The 15,638-nt window shown below is 41.6% G+C and carries 12 protein-coding genes; 8 read left to right on the top strand and 4 right to left on the bottom strand.

Annotation, left to right across the window (positions count from 1 at the left end; genetic code table 11):
- Window positions 1–176: 176 nt before the first annotated feature.
- The 7 genes from gyrB to KJK34_RS14080 all read left to right on the top strand — a co-directional run bounded on the left by gyrB (window position 177) and on the right by KJK34_RS14080 (window position 9,275).
- Window positions 177–2,117 carry a DNA topoisomerase (ATP-hydrolyzing) subunit B gene (gene gyrB, locus KJK34_RS14110; protein ID WP_223054541.1) on the top strand — a complete coding sequence of 647 codons (1,941 nt, stop codon included), beginning with the start codon at window positions 177–179 and terminating at the stop codon, window positions 2,115–2,117.
- Entirely contained in the window at window positions 2,098–3,123 is a 1,026-nt protein-coding gene (locus tag KJK34_RS14105) for a DUF6588 family protein (protein ID WP_223054540.1), read from the top strand. The genes gyrB and KJK34_RS14105 overlap by 20 nt, the downstream gene beginning before the upstream one ends.
- 31 nt (window positions 3,124–3,154) lie before the next feature.
- Window positions 3,155–4,090 carry a malate dehydrogenase gene (locus KJK34_RS14100; RefSeq protein ID WP_223054539.1) on the top strand — a complete coding sequence of 312 codons (936 nt, stop codon included), beginning with the start codon at window positions 3,155–3,157 and terminating at the stop codon, window positions 4,088–4,090.
- Between the two features lie 138 nt (window positions 4,091–4,228).
- The gene (gene secDF / locus KJK34_RS14095) at window positions 4,229–7,180 is read left to right on the top strand and encodes a protein translocase subunit SecDF (protein WP_223054538.1); all 2,952 of its coding nucleotides are present in this window, start codon (window positions 4,229–4,231) and stop codon (window positions 7,178–7,180) included.
- Between the two features lie 157 nt (window positions 7,181–7,337).
- Window positions 7,338–8,045 (top strand): MotA/TolQ/ExbB proton channel family protein, encoded by a 708-nt coding sequence (locus KJK34_RS14090; protein ID WP_223054537.1) that lies wholly within the window; start codon window positions 7,338–7,340, stop codon window positions 8,043–8,045.
- Between the two features lie 2 nt (window positions 8,046–8,047).
- On the top strand, window positions 8,048–8,440 hold the full coding sequence (locus KJK34_RS14085) for an ExbD/TolR family protein (protein ID WP_223054536.1): 393 nt from the start codon (window positions 8,048–8,050) through the stop codon (window positions 8,438–8,440).
- 7 nt (window positions 8,441–8,447) lie between these two features.
- On the top strand, window positions 8,448–9,275 hold the full coding sequence (locus tag KJK34_RS14080) for an energy transducer TonB family protein (RefSeq protein WP_223054535.1): 828 nt from the start codon (window positions 8,448–8,450) through the stop codon (window positions 9,273–9,275).
- A 34-nt stretch (window positions 9,276–9,309) separates the two neighbouring features.
- Here the strand turns inward: KJK34_RS14080 and lgt are convergent, their stop codons facing one another.
- The 4 genes from lgt to folE form a co-directional block, all read right to left on the bottom strand.
- Window positions 9,310–10,257 (bottom strand): prolipoprotein diacylglyceryl transferase, encoded by a 948-nt coding sequence (gene lgt, locus KJK34_RS14075; protein WP_223054534.1) that lies wholly within the window; start codon window positions 10,255–10,257, stop codon window positions 9,310–9,312.
- A 63-nt stretch (window positions 10,258–10,320) separates the two neighbouring features.
- Complete coding sequence (yidD, locus tag KJK34_RS14070; RefSeq protein ID WP_223054533.1) at window positions 10,321–10,572, bottom strand: membrane protein insertion efficiency factor YidD; 252 nt, start codon at window positions 10,570–10,572, stop codon at window positions 10,321–10,323.
- Between the two features lie 4 nt (window positions 10,573–10,576).
- Window positions 10,577–12,058: a cysteine--tRNA ligase gene (gene cysS / locus KJK34_RS14065; RefSeq protein WP_223054532.1), complete on the bottom strand. Its 1,482-nt coding sequence runs from the start codon at window positions 12,056–12,058 to the stop codon at window positions 10,577–10,579.
- Window positions 12,059–12,093: 35 nt separating this feature from the next.
- Complete coding sequence (gene folE, locus KJK34_RS14060; RefSeq protein WP_223054531.1) at window positions 12,094–12,765, bottom strand: GTP cyclohydrolase I FolE; 672 nt, start codon at window positions 12,763–12,765, stop codon at window positions 12,094–12,096.
- Window positions 12,766–13,071: 306 nt separating this feature from the next.
- Between folE and KJK34_RS14055 the strand changes: the two genes are divergently transcribed.
- Window positions 13,072–15,638, top strand: a 2,567-nt coding sequence (locus KJK34_RS14055; RefSeq protein ID WP_498366263.1) for an FIDD domain-containing protein, incomplete at its 3' end; no start/stop codon positions are given.

Genomic DNA, 15,638 nt, shown 5'->3' with positions numbered 1-15,638 from the left:
GTGATGTATGAGTATATAGTGTATTTCACATATCATCAGCATAGTTTGTAATGAATGATTAGTTTTAATAAATTGTTAATAACTTGGATGCTAAATACCCCCGTTTTGCACAAATATCCTTAGCGTTTTCTTATATTTGTTCGTTAAACTTAAAATTTCGTTAAGAATATATTTTTATGAGTGAGGAAATAAAGAAGAACAATTATTCGGCAGACAGTATTCAGGCCCTGGAGGGAATGGAGCACGTAAGGATGCGTCCTTCCATGTACATTGGCGATGTGGGTACAAGAGGTCTTCACCACCTGGTTTATGAGGTAGTAGATAACTCTATAGATGAGGCACTTGCCGGTCATTGTGATACTATTTATGTTACCATTAATGAAGATAATTCCATTACTGTAGAAGATAATGGCCGTGGTATACCGGTAGATATACATAAAAAAGAAGGCGTATCGGCACTTGAAGTGGTTATGACCAAAATTGGTGCCGGCGGTAAATTCGATAAAGACTCCTATAAGGTATCGGGCGGTTTGCACGGTGTGGGTGTAAGTTGCGTTAACGCACTTTCAGATCATTTAAAAGCCACTGTTTTCCGTGAGGGTAAAATATACGAGCAGGAATACGAAAGGGGTAAGGCAATATATCCTGTTAAGCAGGTTGGGGAAACAGAAAAAAGGGGTACTACTGTAACCTTTAAGCCTGATGCAACCATATTTACCCAGACTACAGAGTATTCTTATGATACGCTTGCGGCACGTATGCGTGAGCTTTCTTTCCTTAATAAAGGCATAACCATAACACTTACTGATAAAAGGGAAACCGACAAGGAAGGTAACTTTGTTGCGGAGACATTCCATTCGGAAGAAGGGCTTAAGGAGTTCGTTAAATTCCTTGACGGTAACCGTGAACCAATTATTGCCAGCGTAATAAGCATGGAAACCGATAAAGGCGATGTGCCGGTTGAGGTTGCCCTTGTTTATAACACCAGCTATACAGAAAATATATTTTCTTACGTAAACAATATTAATACCCACGAGGGGGGTACGCACCTTTCCGGTTTCAGGAGGGGGTTAACCAACACCCTTAAAAAGTATGCTGAAACTTCGGGGATGCTCGAAAAACTGAAATTTGAAATTTCTGGTGATGACTTCCGCGAAGGCTTAACGGCTATTATATCGGTTAAGGTAGCAGAGCCTCAGTTTGAAGGGCAAACCAAAACCAAACTGGGTAACCGTGAGGTGGTTGCACCGGTAAGCCAGGCGGTATCTGAAATGCTGGAGAACTATCTTGAAGAGAACCCTAACGATGCCAAAACCATTGTGCAAAAGGTTATACTTGCGGCACAGGCACGCCACGCTGCTAAAAAAGCCCGCGAAATGGTGCAGCGTAAAACTGTTATGGGTGGTGGCGGACTTCCGGGTAAACTTTCTGACTGTTCTGAGCAGGACCCTGCAAAATGCGAAATATTCCTTGTAGAGGGTGACTCTGCGGGAGGAACTGCAAAGCAGGGCAGGGACAGGGCATTCCAGGCAATTCTTCCGCTAAGGGGTAAAATACTTAACGTAGAGAAAGCTATGCACCACAAAGTATTCGAAAATGAAGAGATACGTAATATTTTCACGGCTCTTGGTGTAACTATAGGTACAGCTGAAGACAGCAAGGCGCTTAACCTTGAAAAGCTGCGCTACCATAAAGTGGTTATTATGTGTGATGCCGACGTTGACGGCAGCCACATCTCTACACTTATCCTTACATTCTTTTTCCGTTTTATGAAGGAACTGATAGAGAACGGGCACGTGTATATTGCAACCCCGCCTTTATACCTTGTTAAGAAAGGTAACCGTAAAGAATATGCCTGGACGGATGCACAGCGCGACCAGATTAACCATAATATGGGTGGTGGCGCCAACATTCAGCGTTACAAAGGTCTTGGAGAGATGAACGCAGAGCAGCTTTGGGATACCACTATGGATCCTGAGCGCCGCACGCTGCGCCAGGTAAGCATAGATAGCCTTACCGAAGCTGACAGGATATTCTCTATGCTTATGGGTGATGAAGTACCGCCACGTAGGGATTTTATTGAGAAAAATGCCGCTTATGCCAATATCGACGCATAAGTTTGGTCTCAAAATATTTTTTGCAGCAGCAATGTTCGTTACAACGGATAAAGCCGTTGCGCAATCAAATACACAGGTTTTAGAACAAATGGGGCATCTTATAGACGATGCCCTGTTTTTTTCTGACCAGTATGTAACCCCTGCTACAGATGCAGCCGTTTATCAGGCGGCTTCAGGGTGGATAACAACTCCGCGCAAGCGCGAGTTATGGGATGTTTCCCTCGGTATTCATACCAATGTTTTCTTCACCCCAAAACGCGACAGGGAGTTTACCATCAACAATTCCGATTTTACTTTTTTCCAGTTAGAAGAAGGGACTTCTGCAACGGTGCCTACCGCCTTGGGTAATGACGACCAGGTATATCTTTCCGGTATGCTTGGCGATAGCGAAGTAAGGCTCGAAACGCCTCAAGGCATGGATATGCAAACCGTTGCTTATCCCTATCTTCAGGGTTCGGTTGCACTTTGGGGTGGCACAGAACTGGTGGCAAAATACTCTACCCGGGTTAAACTGAAAAAAAGCAATTACCAAGTGTATGGTTTTGGTGTGAAACACAATATCAGCCAGTATTTGGACAGCCTGACACAGAAAAAATTTCATATCGCCGTTTTAGCCGCTTATTCTAATGAAGATGTTTCATTCAATTTTCTTGATATAAAAACCGATTACGGCACACTTGGCATAAGCGAAATTAATGGTATTGTAGACACATGGCATTTTCAGGCAAGCGCTTCTAAAGAGTTTGGCAGGTTCGAGGTTTTAGGCAGTTTTATATACAGCACCAGCGATGTAGAATATAAGGTGGGCGGAGAGAAAGGAAGTATAGAAGCGATAATACCACTACAGGATGTATTAAACACCAAGCTGAGGGAAATTTACAAAACAAGGGTTAATTATATAGGTGAAGCAGGAGTTTCTTATAAAATTAATAATTTTTCTGTGCAAACTATACTTGCTTTTGGTAAATTTGTAAACACAAATATCTCTTTACAGTATTTATTTTAAAAATTAACCAATATAAAAAAGACATTATATTATGAAAGTTACCATTGTAGGCGCCGGTAATGTAGGCGCTACCTGTGCAGACGTAATATCATACAGGGGAATTGCGAGCGAAGTGGTTTTACTGGATATTAAAGAAGGTTTTGCAGAAGGCAAGGCTATGGATATCATGCAGTGTGCAACTACTACAGGCTTTAACACAAGAGTATCTGGAAGCACTAATGATTACAGTAAGACTGCAGGCAGTAATGTTGTGGTTATCACTTCGGGCATACCAAGAAAACCGGGTATGACAAGGGAAGAGCTTATCGGTATAAATGCCGGTATAGTTAAATCTGTTGCTGATAATGTGCTGCAGCATTCGCCTGATGCAATAATAGTAGTGGTATCTAACCCAATGGATACTATGACCTATCTTACCCTTAAGGCTACAGGCCTGCCAAAGAACAGGATAATAGGTATGGGCGGTGCGCTTGACAGCTCACGTTTTAAATATTACCTGTCAACTGCGCTTAACAAGCCTGCTAACGATGTTCAGGGTATGGTGATTGGTGGCCATGGCGACACAACCATGATACCGCTTACAAGGCTTGCGTCTTATAACGGCGCGCCTGTATCTCAGTTCCTTTCTCAGGATGTGCTTGATAAAGTTGCTGCCGACACTATGGTGGGTGGTGCTACGCTTACAGGCCTTTTAGGCACTTCTGCATGGTATGCGCCGGGAGCTTCTGTAGCTTATCTTGTAGACAGCATACTTAACGACCAAAAGAAGATGATACCATGTTCAGTAATGCTGGACGGCGAGTACGGGCAAAACGATATTTGCATGGGCGTGCCATGTATCATTGGTAAAAACGGTATAGAAGAGATTGTAGATGTACAACTTAACGATAAAGAAAAAGAATTGTTTTCTAAAAGCGCTGATGCTGTGCGCAGTATGAACGATGCTTTAAAATCGGTTCTTGCTTAACAGTTAGCATAAAGTTAAAAAGGCTGCCGCATGGCAGCCTTTTTTTTAAGATATTATTTGGAAATAAATTGTTTAATCTTTTGGTAAATTATATATTTGCTCGTTTTTAAAAAAAGGAATAATTAATTTTTAGTACTAATGCAGAATAAGGGACTCATTAAATTTTTCGCAATAATATTTGCGATAGCATGTATCTACCAGCTTTCTTTTACGTTCGTAGCCGGCAAGGTTGAGGACGATGCAAAAGAATATGCCAACGGCGATACTAAAAAAGAGGTAGAATACCTGACCATGATGAAGGATTCGACAATTTACCTCGGCTTTACTTATGATGAAGTAAGGGATAAGCAAATAAACAAAGGCCTTGACCTTGAAGGCGGTATTAACGTAACGCTTGAAATATCGGTAAAAGATATAATTAAAGGGCTTGCTAATAACTCTGACAATCCTGTTCTAAACAGGGCGCTTGACAGGGCTACTACCGAAAAGCAGGGTAACCAGGATTACCTTGAAGCTTTTTTTATTGCTTTTGAAAATGAGTCCAAGGGTAATGTAAAGCTTGCTTCTCCGGAGTTGTTTACCAACAGGATAATGGGTGATGATGTTAACATCAATATGACTAATGAAGAAGTTAAAACCGTTATCAAAAGAAAGGTAAGCGAATCTATAGACAGTGCTTTCCGCGTACTTTCTGAGCGTATAGACAAGTTTGGCGTTGTTCAGCCAAATATCCAGAAGCTTGGCGAATCAGGAAGGATTCTTGTAGAGTTACCGGGTGCAAAAGATATAGATCGTGTTCAGAAACTTTTACAAAGTACAGCACAACTTGAGTTTTGGGAGACTTATAAAATAACTGACCTTCAGAACTTCCTGCTTGCTGCAAACGAGACTTTAAAAACTACTGAAAAAGCTGCAGAAGTAAATACTAAAGAGGAAGCTCCGGTTTCTGCGATAGATACACTTTTAACAGATAAAGCTAATGATTCTGCTGCTGCAGTAAAAGGTAACAATCCTCTTTTTGAAAAACTTATTCCCGGCCAGGGAGGCCCTGTTATCGGTTATGCAACAGCAGCCGATACTGCAAAGGTAAACTCTTGGCTAAACAGGAATGATATCCGTTCATTATTACAAGGCGACCAGCGTTATGCTAAATTTGTATGGGGCAAGCAGGATGATAGGCTTGAAGGCAGGCTTGAGCTTTATGCGCTTAAAAGCAACCGCGAGAACACTCCGCCGCTAAGTGGTAATGTTATTACAAACGCATCTGATAGTTTCGACCAGATGGGACGCCCATCAGTAGAAATGCAGATGAACGGTAAAGGTGCCCGCGACTGGGAAGCACTTACAGGTAAGGCATTTTCTGAGCAGGGTAATATAGCTATTGTTCTTGACGATGTGGTGTATTCTGCACCGGGTGTTACAGATGGTGCTATTTCTGGCGGGCGTTCACAAATTACAGGTTCATTCAATATAGAAGAGACAAAAGACTTAGCAAACATATTAAGGGCAGGTAAACTTCCTGCATCTGCAGATATTATCCAGTCAGAAGTAGTAGGTCCGTCATTAGGACAGGAAGCTATTGATTCAGGTATTACTTCTGCACTTGTAGGTTTATTGCTTATATCGCTTTGGATGATTGTTTACTACGGTAAAGCAGGCTGGTATGCCAATATAGCACTTGTGGTTAACCTTTTATTCCTTTTCGGTTTCCTTGCAAGTATTGGTGCGGTACTTACATTACCGGGTATTGCAGGTATAGTGCTTACTATGGGTACTGCAGTGGATGCGAATATTATTATTTATGAACGTGCTAAGGAAGAACTTCGCTTTGGCAGGACAATAGACGAAGCTATAAAGATAGCATTTAGCTGGAAAGGCGCTATGTCGGCCATTACAGATGCTAACGTAACTACATTCCTTACAGGTTTAGTACTTCTTGTATTTGGTACAGGTCCTGTAAAAGGCTTTGCTACTACACTACTTATAGGTATCATAACATCACTTTTCACAGCGATATTCGTAACAAGGATGTTGCTTGACATGGGTAAAAACACTAACCTTACTTTTGATACTACACTTTCTAAAAACTGGTTCAGGAACTTTAACTTTAACTTCCTTGGCAAAAAGAAAATTGCCTATGCAGTTTCAGGTATCCTTATTGCCGGTAGCCTTGTGTCGCTGTTTACAAACGGCCTTGACCAGGGTATCGATTTTGTAGGTGGGCGTACATTCCAGGTAAGGTTTGATAAGCCTGTATCTACAGAAGATGTAAGGAACGATCTTACAGCTGCCTTTGGCAGTGGCGTGGATGCTAAAGTATTTGGTGAGGATAACCAGTTAAGGATTACTACTAAATATAAAGTTGACGAATCTGGTGTTGGTGTAGATAAAGAGGTTAACACCATTATGTATGATAACCTTAAAAAATACTACTCAGGCAACATTACATACGATCAGTTTGTTAATACTTATGAAGGTAAGGAACTGGGTATAATGCAGGCTGTTAAAGTTGGCCCTACCATTGCAGAAGATATCAAGACAAACTCATACTGGGCGGTTATCGGTTCACTTGCAATAGTGTTCCTGTACCTGATGATAAGTTTCCGCAAGTGGCAGTACAGCCTTGGTGCCGTAGCTGCTGTAGCGCACGACGTTATCATAGTATTGGGTATTTACTCTGCATTCTATACAATTGCTCCTTTCCAAATGGAAATGAACCAGCACTTTATAGCTGCTATCCTTACAGTAATTGGTTACTCGCTTAACGATACCGTTATTGTATTTGACAGGATACGTGAATTTGTGGCGGGTAAAATGCCGGGCACTTACGCCGAAGTAGTTAACAAATCGATCAACACTACCATATCAAGGACTATCAATACATCACTTACAGTAATTTTTGTATTGCTAATCATGTTCATATTTGGTGGCGAATCTATCCGCGGATTTATCTTCGCCATGCTGATAGGTATATTTGTAGGTACTTATTCATCACTGTTTATCGCTACCCCTATAGTAGTAGATACAGTTTCTGATAAAGAAAAAGCAATGATAGAGGAGCAGCACGCTGAGCCTGTTACAGAAGCTTAACAGTACATATACCAAAACATATAAAACCTGCCTGGATTTTCAGGCAGGTTTTTTGTTATATATTAACGCTATTATCTAATGATTGCAGGCGGTAAAAGCAATTTTTAAACTATATTAGCGTTAATTTTTAAAAACATAACCAAAAGATTTTTTTTCTATGCTGAACATTCAAGATGCCGATAGCCTGGCAGTTGCTAATGAAGCCCTGATGGAAGGGCAGGAGCCTGTTGCAAAATCATTGTCTGTATGGGAATTATTAACCAGTGGCGGGCTTGCAGGTAACATTATCATGATTATACTAGCAGTACTGCTGTTTGTTGCCATTTACCTGTACATAGAACGCACTATGGCATTAAAGGAGGCCTCTAAGATAGATAAAGGCTTTATGAACCAGATTCGCGACCATATAACCCACAGGCGCTTTGACAGTGCCAAGCTGTTGTGTCAGCATACCAATACACCCGTATCACGTCTTGTAGAGAAAGGCATATCCCGTATCGGGAAACCCCTTGAAGATATTAATACCGCTATAGAGAATGCCGGTAAGCTTGAAATTTATAATTTAGAGAAGAATGTAAGTATACTGGCAACAATTTCCGGTGCCGGGCCTATGATTGGATTTTTAGGTACTGTGGTTGGTATGATACTTGTATTCTTTGAAATAGAAAAAGGCGGAGGACAGATACAGATAGACCTGTTAGCGGGTGGTATCTATACTGCGATGACTACTACAGTAGTGGGGCTTATAGTGGGTGTATTTGCCTATATTGGCTATAACCACCTTGTAGTTAAGACTGATAAGATTGTTAACCAGATGGAGGCTACTGCTGTAGAATTCCTCGACCTGCTAAATGACCCGGTATAATTATGAAATTCAGGAGCAGAAATAAGGTAACACCGGAGTTTAACATGTCATCGATGACGGATATCGTATTCCTGTTGTTGATATTTTTCATGCTGACCTCTACTATGGTTACCACCAATGCGCTTGACCTTAACCTGCCAAAGGCTAAAGGCAAGACCGAGAATAACCAGAATGTATCGGTAAATATTACCAAAGAGCTGGAGTATTTTATAGACCAGGATCCTGTTGCCGAAGATAACCTTGAAGCACAGCTTTCGGGTATAATGGCGGGAGCCGAAGATAAAGCCATCGTACTGCGGGTGGAGCAGGGGGTGCCGATAGAAAAAGCTGTTACGGTAATGGATATTGCCAACAGGAACCATTACAAGATAGTACTGGCAGTTAATCCTAAATAGACCTGTTATGGGACAACGCGTTCAAAAAATATACAGAGAACCTGAGGAGGACAAAGAAAAAAACAAAAAGGCATTTGCAATTACAGCCGCAATATTTGCTGTGTTGCTGCTGCTTTGCTTTTTTTTAGGCTTAACCTATATGGATCCGCCGCCTGAAAACGGTATTGCCATTAACTTTGGTACAAGTGATTTTGGTATGGGCGATGTGCAGCCAACGGAGCCGATAGCTTCTGCGCCACAGCCCTCGCAGTCGTCTGCCGACCCGACGCCTGTGCAGTACGAGGTGGTAACACAGGATGTAACCGATGCGCCGGTAATAACTAATAAAAAGCCTAAAGAAAAACCGAAAGAGGATAAGCCTGTTAAACCAAAACCCGAACCGGCACCCACACCATCCAAAAGTACGTCTGATGCGCTTAATAGCCTTATAAATGGCCCTAAGAGCGATGGTAAGGCAACCGGAGGGCAGGGTAATGATAACCAGGCAGGAGATAAGGGAAGAATTGACGGTACGCTTAACGGCAGCTACGGCAACGGCGGTGGGGGTAGCGGTACGGGGGGCGGTAACTACCAGCTCGGAAACAGGAATGCTTTAGCAAAGCCTCAGCCAAAATATACCTGTAATGAGCAGGGCGTTGTAGTAGTTCAGATTTTTGTTGACAGGAATGGTAAAGTTATAGATGCTAATGCAGGTGTAAGAGGTACTACTAATTCTGCAAGCTGTCTTTTAGATCAGGCAAAGCAGGCAGCGATGAGAACCACTTGGGAAGCTGACCCGGATGCGCCGGATAAACAGGTTGGCAAGATAATTTACAACTTTAAACTTACCGAATAAGCACAAAAAAACCGCCATCAGGCGGTTTTTGTTTTTATAAAGTTTCGGTTCTGTTTTTTGCGGTAAACATAAGGTAGAAACCGGCAAGTATAAAAGGTATGCTTAGCCATTGCCCTGTAAGTAAAATAGGGTTGTCGCCTTCAAACCCTCCCTGGCTTTGCTTAACAAATTCTGCTAGAAAGCGAACTGTCCATAGTAATATAAGGAATACGCCAAATATAAGCCCGTGTTTTTTGCGGGCATCAGTTTTCCAGTACATATAATACAGTATAATGAAAACAATAACATAGCCTGCCGCTTCATATAACTGTGCGGGGTGGCGGTAAGGTATGGCAGCAAGATAATCGGCAAATCTCGGGTCTTTCTCTATAAGCTCATAAGCTTGGTTATAATCCTTTACACCGGTAATCTTAGTTACATCATATTTGTTCAAATTATCCTCACCACGAATAAACCTAACAGCAGTAGGAACATTCTCCGGGCTGCTTACAGGCTCACCTAATATTTCAGAATTAAAAAAATTGCCAAGCCTGACAAAGATACCACCACTGGTTACAGGTATCACCACCCTGTCTAGCACCCATAGCAATGGCCTGTGAATAATTTTCCTGCTGTACCATATCATTGCCAGTATGATACCTATTGCAGCGCCATGGCTGGCAAGGCCTGCAAAACCGGTAAATTCAAATTCAGGCTTAAATTTAAAAGGGAGTAATATTTCTTCAGGGTGCTGGCTAAAATAATCCCAGTCATAAAAAAACACGTGCCCCAGCCGTGCGCCAAGCAGTGTGGCTACAAGCGTATAGATAAAAAGCTTGTCCAGCTTTTCTATCGATTCGCCTTCGCGTTCAAATATTTTTTTCATTATGAACCATCCGAGGCCAAAGGCTACCACGAACATAAGGCTGTAATAGCGTACCATTATAAAGCCAAGGTCTAGCCCTTCGCTGGGATTCCAGGTAAAGCTTAAAGCATGTGCCATAGTGCAGTTTTATTAGTTGGCGTAAAAATAGCGAAATGCAGCCTACAAGCCTAACAAAAAATATTAATGTTTATGGCTGCATCTCTTTGGCGGCACAGGGTCGTAACCACTGCCACCCCAGGGGTTACAGCTTGCAATGCGCTTAGTGCCGAGCCATAAGCCTTTAAACAGGCCGTGGGTTTTAAGCGCCTCTATCATGTATTGAGAACAGGTAGGGGAGTAGCGGCATGCAGAAGGCAGGAAAGGCGATATACCCCACTGGTAAAAGCGCACCAGCGCCACAAATGGCAATATGGCAAGCTTTCCTGCTTTCATACCGTTATGCTATAGAAAAGGTTGTACCCTCTTTTGTATCTTTAAGCTCTATGCCAATGTCTTTAAGCCTGTCACGTATCTGGTCAGACAGTGCAAAGTCTTTGTTAGCCCTTGCTTCATTACGCATGCCTATAAGCATGTTAACCACACCTTCCAGCCTGTCGTTTGTAGTATTTGTTTCGCCCTCATTTTTAAGTCCGAGAACATCAAAAACAAAGCCGTTCATGGTCTTGGTGAGCAGGTCAAGGTCAGCTGCGGTAATGGTTTCCTTACCGTCTTTCAGCAGGTTTATATAACGTACCCCCTCAAAAAGCTGTGCAATAAGTATAGGGCTGTTAAAGTCATCGTTCATGGCATCATAGCATTGCTGCCTCCAGCCACTAATATCAACAGATGATGTGCCCGATGTTTTTATACCGGATAAGTTATCTATTGCCTCCATAAGCCTGTTAAAGCCTTTTTCTGCGGCAAGTATGGCATCATTACTGAAATCGAGTATGCTGCGATAGTGTGCCTGCAATATAAAGAAACGTGCTACCGATGGTGTAAATGATTTACTTAAAACAGAATTATTGCCCGAAAATATTTCCCTTGGCAGGATGTTATTTCCGGTTGATTTTGACATTTTTTTACCGTTAAGCGTCAGCATATTGGCATGCATCCAGTAGTTAACAGGTGTCTGCCCGGTGCAGGCTTCATTTTGTGCAATTTCGCATTCGTGATGCGGAAACTTAAGGTCCATACCGCCACCGTGTATATCAAAATGATTACCCAGGTATTTAGTACTCATGCTGGTGCACTCTAAATGCCAACCTGGGAAACCGTCGCCCCAGGGCGATGGCCAGCGCATTATATGTTGTGGCTCTGCTTTTTTCCATAGCGCAAAATCCTGCGGGTTCCTCTTTTCAGATTGCCCCGAAAGATCGCGTGTATTGGCTATCATATCTTCAATATTACGCCCGCTAAGTTTTCCGTAATTATGTTTTTCATTAAACTTAACCACGTCAAAATAAACAGAACCTTCAGATACATAAGCATAACCGTTATCCAGTATGCCCTTAATGGTTTCAATCTGTTCTATAATGTGCCCTGTTGCAGTAGGCTCTATGCTTGGTGGTAATGTATTAAACAGCTCCATTATCTGGTGGAAATCTACACTGTATTGCTGTACAATTTCCATAGGCTCTACTTTTTCGAGCCTTGCTTTTTTTGCAATTTTATCTTCGCCTTCGTCGGCGTCATCTTCAATATGCCCAACATCGGTAATATTACGCACATAACGCACCTTATACCCTAAATGTTTAAGATACCTGAAAACAAGATCGAAAGAAATAAAGGTGCGGCAGTTGCCTAAGTGTACATTGCTGTAAACCGTTGGGCCGCAAACATACATACCTACATTACCGGCATGTATAGGTTTAAAAAGTTCTTTCTCTCCGCTTAAAGAATTGTATATCTTTAAAGTTTGTTCCTGGTATAAGTGCATTTTTAGCTTAATGATATGATGGTTTGCAATATATATTAAAACTGTGTATCAAGCTTAATATAATCTAAAAATTCCCTGCGCACATTTTCTTCTTTAAACCTTCCTCCAAATTCAGAAGTAACAGTGCTGCTCTCAATATCGCGAATTCCACGCGAATTAACACACAGGTGCTTGGCATCAATTACACAGGCTACATCTTCAGTATTAAGTACTTTTTTAAGTTCTTCCACTATTTGTATGGTAAGCCTTTCCTGTACCTGTGGCCTTTTAGCAAAAAAATCTACGATACGGTTCATTTTAGAGAGTCCCACAACGGTACCATTAGATATATATGCCACATGTGCACGCCCTACTATAGGGAGCAGGTGGTGCTCGCAGGTTGAGTAAATTGTAATATTTTTCTCTACCAGCATTTCTCCGTATTTATACTTATTTTCAAAAGTAGAAGAGCCGGGCTTGCGTTCCGGGTTCAGCCCGCCGAAAATCTCTTTTACAAACATCTTTGCCACACGGTTAGGAGTACCCTTTATACTGTCATCTGTAAGGTCCATTCCTAATGTATAAAGTATTCTTTCTACATCTTTTTTTATAGACTCTATCTTTTCTTCATCGGTCAGGTCAAAAGCATCAGGTCTTAGTGGTGTTTCGGCGCTTGTGGCTACGTGGTTTTCGCCTATTTCGTCTTTTTTATCTTCGTTAATTATCATTTATTATAAAATATCAGTTATGGCTTTTATCAATTAGTCTGCAAAGATAATTATAAAAGTTGATTTTGCTTTAAGTACTTAATCTGTAAATTCTGCGTTATGTAATAATGTTACTATTGCTATAAAGCTGTTTATGTGGCTTTTAAAGTATATTCTATTCTTTTTTGAGATTTATATAAAAATTTCCGGAAATGTTGGTAGGGATATTTATCTTTCAAATGTTTTATTGATAAAAAAATAGGGCATAAATGTTTTATTTATGTCAATTTTATGTAAATTTCGCGTTTTAAAAAAATACCTTTTCAAATGAAGAAAAATTATTTATTACTGCTGCTGTTAAGCTTATTAGGACTTACCACCTTTGCCCAGGCTCCCGGTTGTCCTGATGTGACCGCAGGCGCAGTGCCCGCAATTTGCCAGCCACCGCAGCCTGGTGAAGAATGCCGTACGCTTACTGCTGATTATTTTGAGACAGGTGCTACTACGTCTTATTCGGTTTCATCCGTTCCATATGCGCCCCCTTATCCTTTTATAGGCGGAACACAAATATCAGTAAATACTGATGACGTATGGTCTTCAGCAGTAAACCTGCCTTTCAGTTTTTGTTTTTATGGTAATAACTATACAAGTGCCTTTATCGGTTCTAACGGTGTTATTACTTTTAATACACAAACAGCAGGAGGCTATTGTAACTACGCCTTTAGCCAGGCTATACCAAATACAGGTTTCCCTATCAGGAATGCTATTTATGGCGTGTATCAGGATATAGATCCAAGTGTTGACAATAATTTTGCGAATCCTAATATTAACTATCAGGTTTTAGGTGCTTATCCGTGCCGCACACTGGTTGTTAACTTTTCTGAAGTTGCACAATATGGTGTATCTTGTGAAAATAATGCTAATATTGGTGCACAAACATCTCAGATAGTTTTATACGAAACTACTAATGTTATCGAAGTTTATGTTGAGAGAAGGGTACCTTGTACTTCATGGCAAAATGGTGTAGGGTTAATAGGTATACAAAACGCTGCCGGTACTCAGGCTTCAGTTCCTCCGGGGCGTAATACCGGTTCATGGACTGCTATCCAGGAAGCATGGAGGTTTACCCCAACAGGTCCTTCAATAGTAGATTTTGCATGGATGGATGGTCCTACACAAATTTCTACCAGTACAAGTGTAAGTGTTTGTCCTGAAGAAACTACAACTTATACTGCTGTTGCAACCTACAACAGGTGTGACGGAACAACTGTTGTAAAAACAGCTAACGTTACAGTAGAAGTAGCTGACCCGCTTGATCTTGGTGAGCCTGAAGATTTTTATATCTGCGAAAGCGGCCCGGGTCCTTTTACATTTGATTTGACTGAAAATTCCGAAACCATATTAAATGGGCTCGACCCATTTATAAACGTTATTACTTTCCATAATTCCGAACTTGATGCTACAGAAGGTTTTAGCCCCATATCTGACGCAGATGCTGCAAATTATGTAACCGATGGCGAACTGGAGACTATCTGGGTTCGTGTGGAAAACTATTTTACATCATGTATTGCAACAACATCATTTACAATAGAGGCCAGTACTGCCCCACAGGCAGGTACACCGGCAAATATTCAGGTTTGTGATCCGGAAAATGATGAGGTTGAAACATTTGACCTGACAGCTCTTGATGGCGATGTACTGCAAGGGCAGGACCCGAATCAATTTGTTGTAACTTATCATACATCTCAGGCAGATGCAGAAAATAATGTAAATGCAATAACAACCCCCGAAGCCTATACAACAGGCAGTGCCACTATATATGTAAGGTTAACTAATGCAGCAGATGAAGACTGTTATTCTACAACTTCATTTATGATAACTGTAACACCTACACCTGTTGTAGATGACCCCGAAGATGTGTTTGTGTGTGACGATACTGGATATGTACTTCCGGAACTTACTGTTGGTGGTTATTTTAGCCAACCAAATGGTGTAGGCCCGATAGCGGAAGGTACAACAGTAATAGCTACTCAAACAATATATATATATGCAGAATCAGGAACTACTCCTAATAACTGTACTGATGAGAGCAGCTTTGTTGTTACAGTATATGAAAAACCCGAAGTAGATACCCCTGCAGATGTTGATGCATGTGAAAGTTATGTACTTCCGGCACTTACAGAAGGTAATTATTATACAGGTTCCGGTGGAACAGGTACACAGCTAAATGCCGGAGATGAAATTACCGTTACTCAGGATATCTATGTTTATGCTAACTCAGGTATTGAAGTTGAATGTTCAGATGAGCATGTATTTAATGTAGAAGTTTTTTATCCGCCTGTTCTTGTACCGGCTACAACAATAGAGGTTTGTGATGATAACTTTGATGACTTTGGTATATTTAACCTTCTTCCTGCCGGGCAGGAAGTTATAAATGGTCAGTCAGGCCTTACCGTAACTTTCCACGAAACTATTGAAGGAGCAGAGTTTGGCTCTAACGCTATCAATAATCCTGGAAGCTATTCAGCAATTACCGGCGAAATTTATATAAGGGTTGTGCAGGAAGGCAGTACAATAAACTGTCCTTCTATAGAGCCTTTACAACTTATTGTAAACCCAAGGCCCACCCTTCCAACACCATCGAATTATCCTTTGTGCGATGACAACAACCCGGGCGATTTGCAGGAAGAGTTCGACCTTACCACGCGCGATGCGTCGGTAACCGGCGGAGTAGCAGGCGTAACAGCGGCATACTACCTAACCCAGGCCGATGCCCTGTCGGGTAACAACCCGATAGCCAACCCACAGGCCTACACCAACACCACCAGCCCTCAGACCATCTGGGCGGCTGCCATCACCGAGTTCGGCTGCCGCAGCGTAGCCAGCTTCCAGCT

The organism is Flavobacterium coralii, from assembly GCF_019891545.1.
Lineage (GTDB): Bacteria > Bacteroidota > Bacteroidia > Flavobacteriales > Flavobacteriaceae > Flavobacterium > Flavobacterium coralii.
Note: the sequence above shows the minus strand (reverse complement) of the source record. Positions and strands in the feature narration are given on the sequence as shown.

Coding starts and splice junctions, on each gene's coding strand:
- gyrB (WP_223054541.1), top strand. CDS start 177: ATGAGTGAGGAAATAAAGAAGAACAATTATTCGGCAGACAGTATTCAG.
- KJK34_RS14105 (WP_223054540.1), top strand. CDS start 2,098: ATGCCAATATCGACGCATAAGTTTGGTCTCAAAATATTTTTTGCAGCA.
- KJK34_RS14100 (WP_223054539.1), top strand. CDS start 3,155: ATGAAAGTTACCATTGTAGGCGCCGGTAATGTAGGCGCTACCTGTGCA.
- secDF (WP_223054538.1), top strand. CDS start 4,229: ATGCAGAATAAGGGACTCATTAAATTTTTCGCAATAATATTTGCGATA.
- KJK34_RS14090 (WP_223054537.1), top strand. CDS start 7,338: ATGCTGAACATTCAAGATGCCGATAGCCTGGCAGTTGCTAATGAAGCC.
- KJK34_RS14085 (WP_223054536.1), top strand. CDS start 8,048: ATGAAATTCAGGAGCAGAAATAAGGTAACACCGGAGTTTAACATGTCA.
- KJK34_RS14080 (WP_223054535.1), top strand. CDS start 8,448: ATGGGACAACGCGTTCAAAAAATATACAGAGAACCTGAGGAGGACAAA.
- lgt (WP_223054534.1), bottom strand. CDS start 10,257: ATGGCACATGCTTTAAGCTTTACCTGGAATCCCAGCGAAGGGCTAGAC.
- yidD (WP_223054533.1), bottom strand. CDS start 10,572: ATGAAAGCAGGAAAGCTTGCCATATTGCCATTTGTGGCGCTGGTGCGC.
- cysS (WP_223054532.1), bottom strand. CDS start 12,058: ATGCACTTATACCAGGAACAAACTTTAAAGATATACAATTCTTTAAGC.
- folE (WP_223054531.1), bottom strand. CDS start 12,765: ATGATAATTAACGAAGATAAAAAAGACGAAATAGGCGAAAACCACGTA.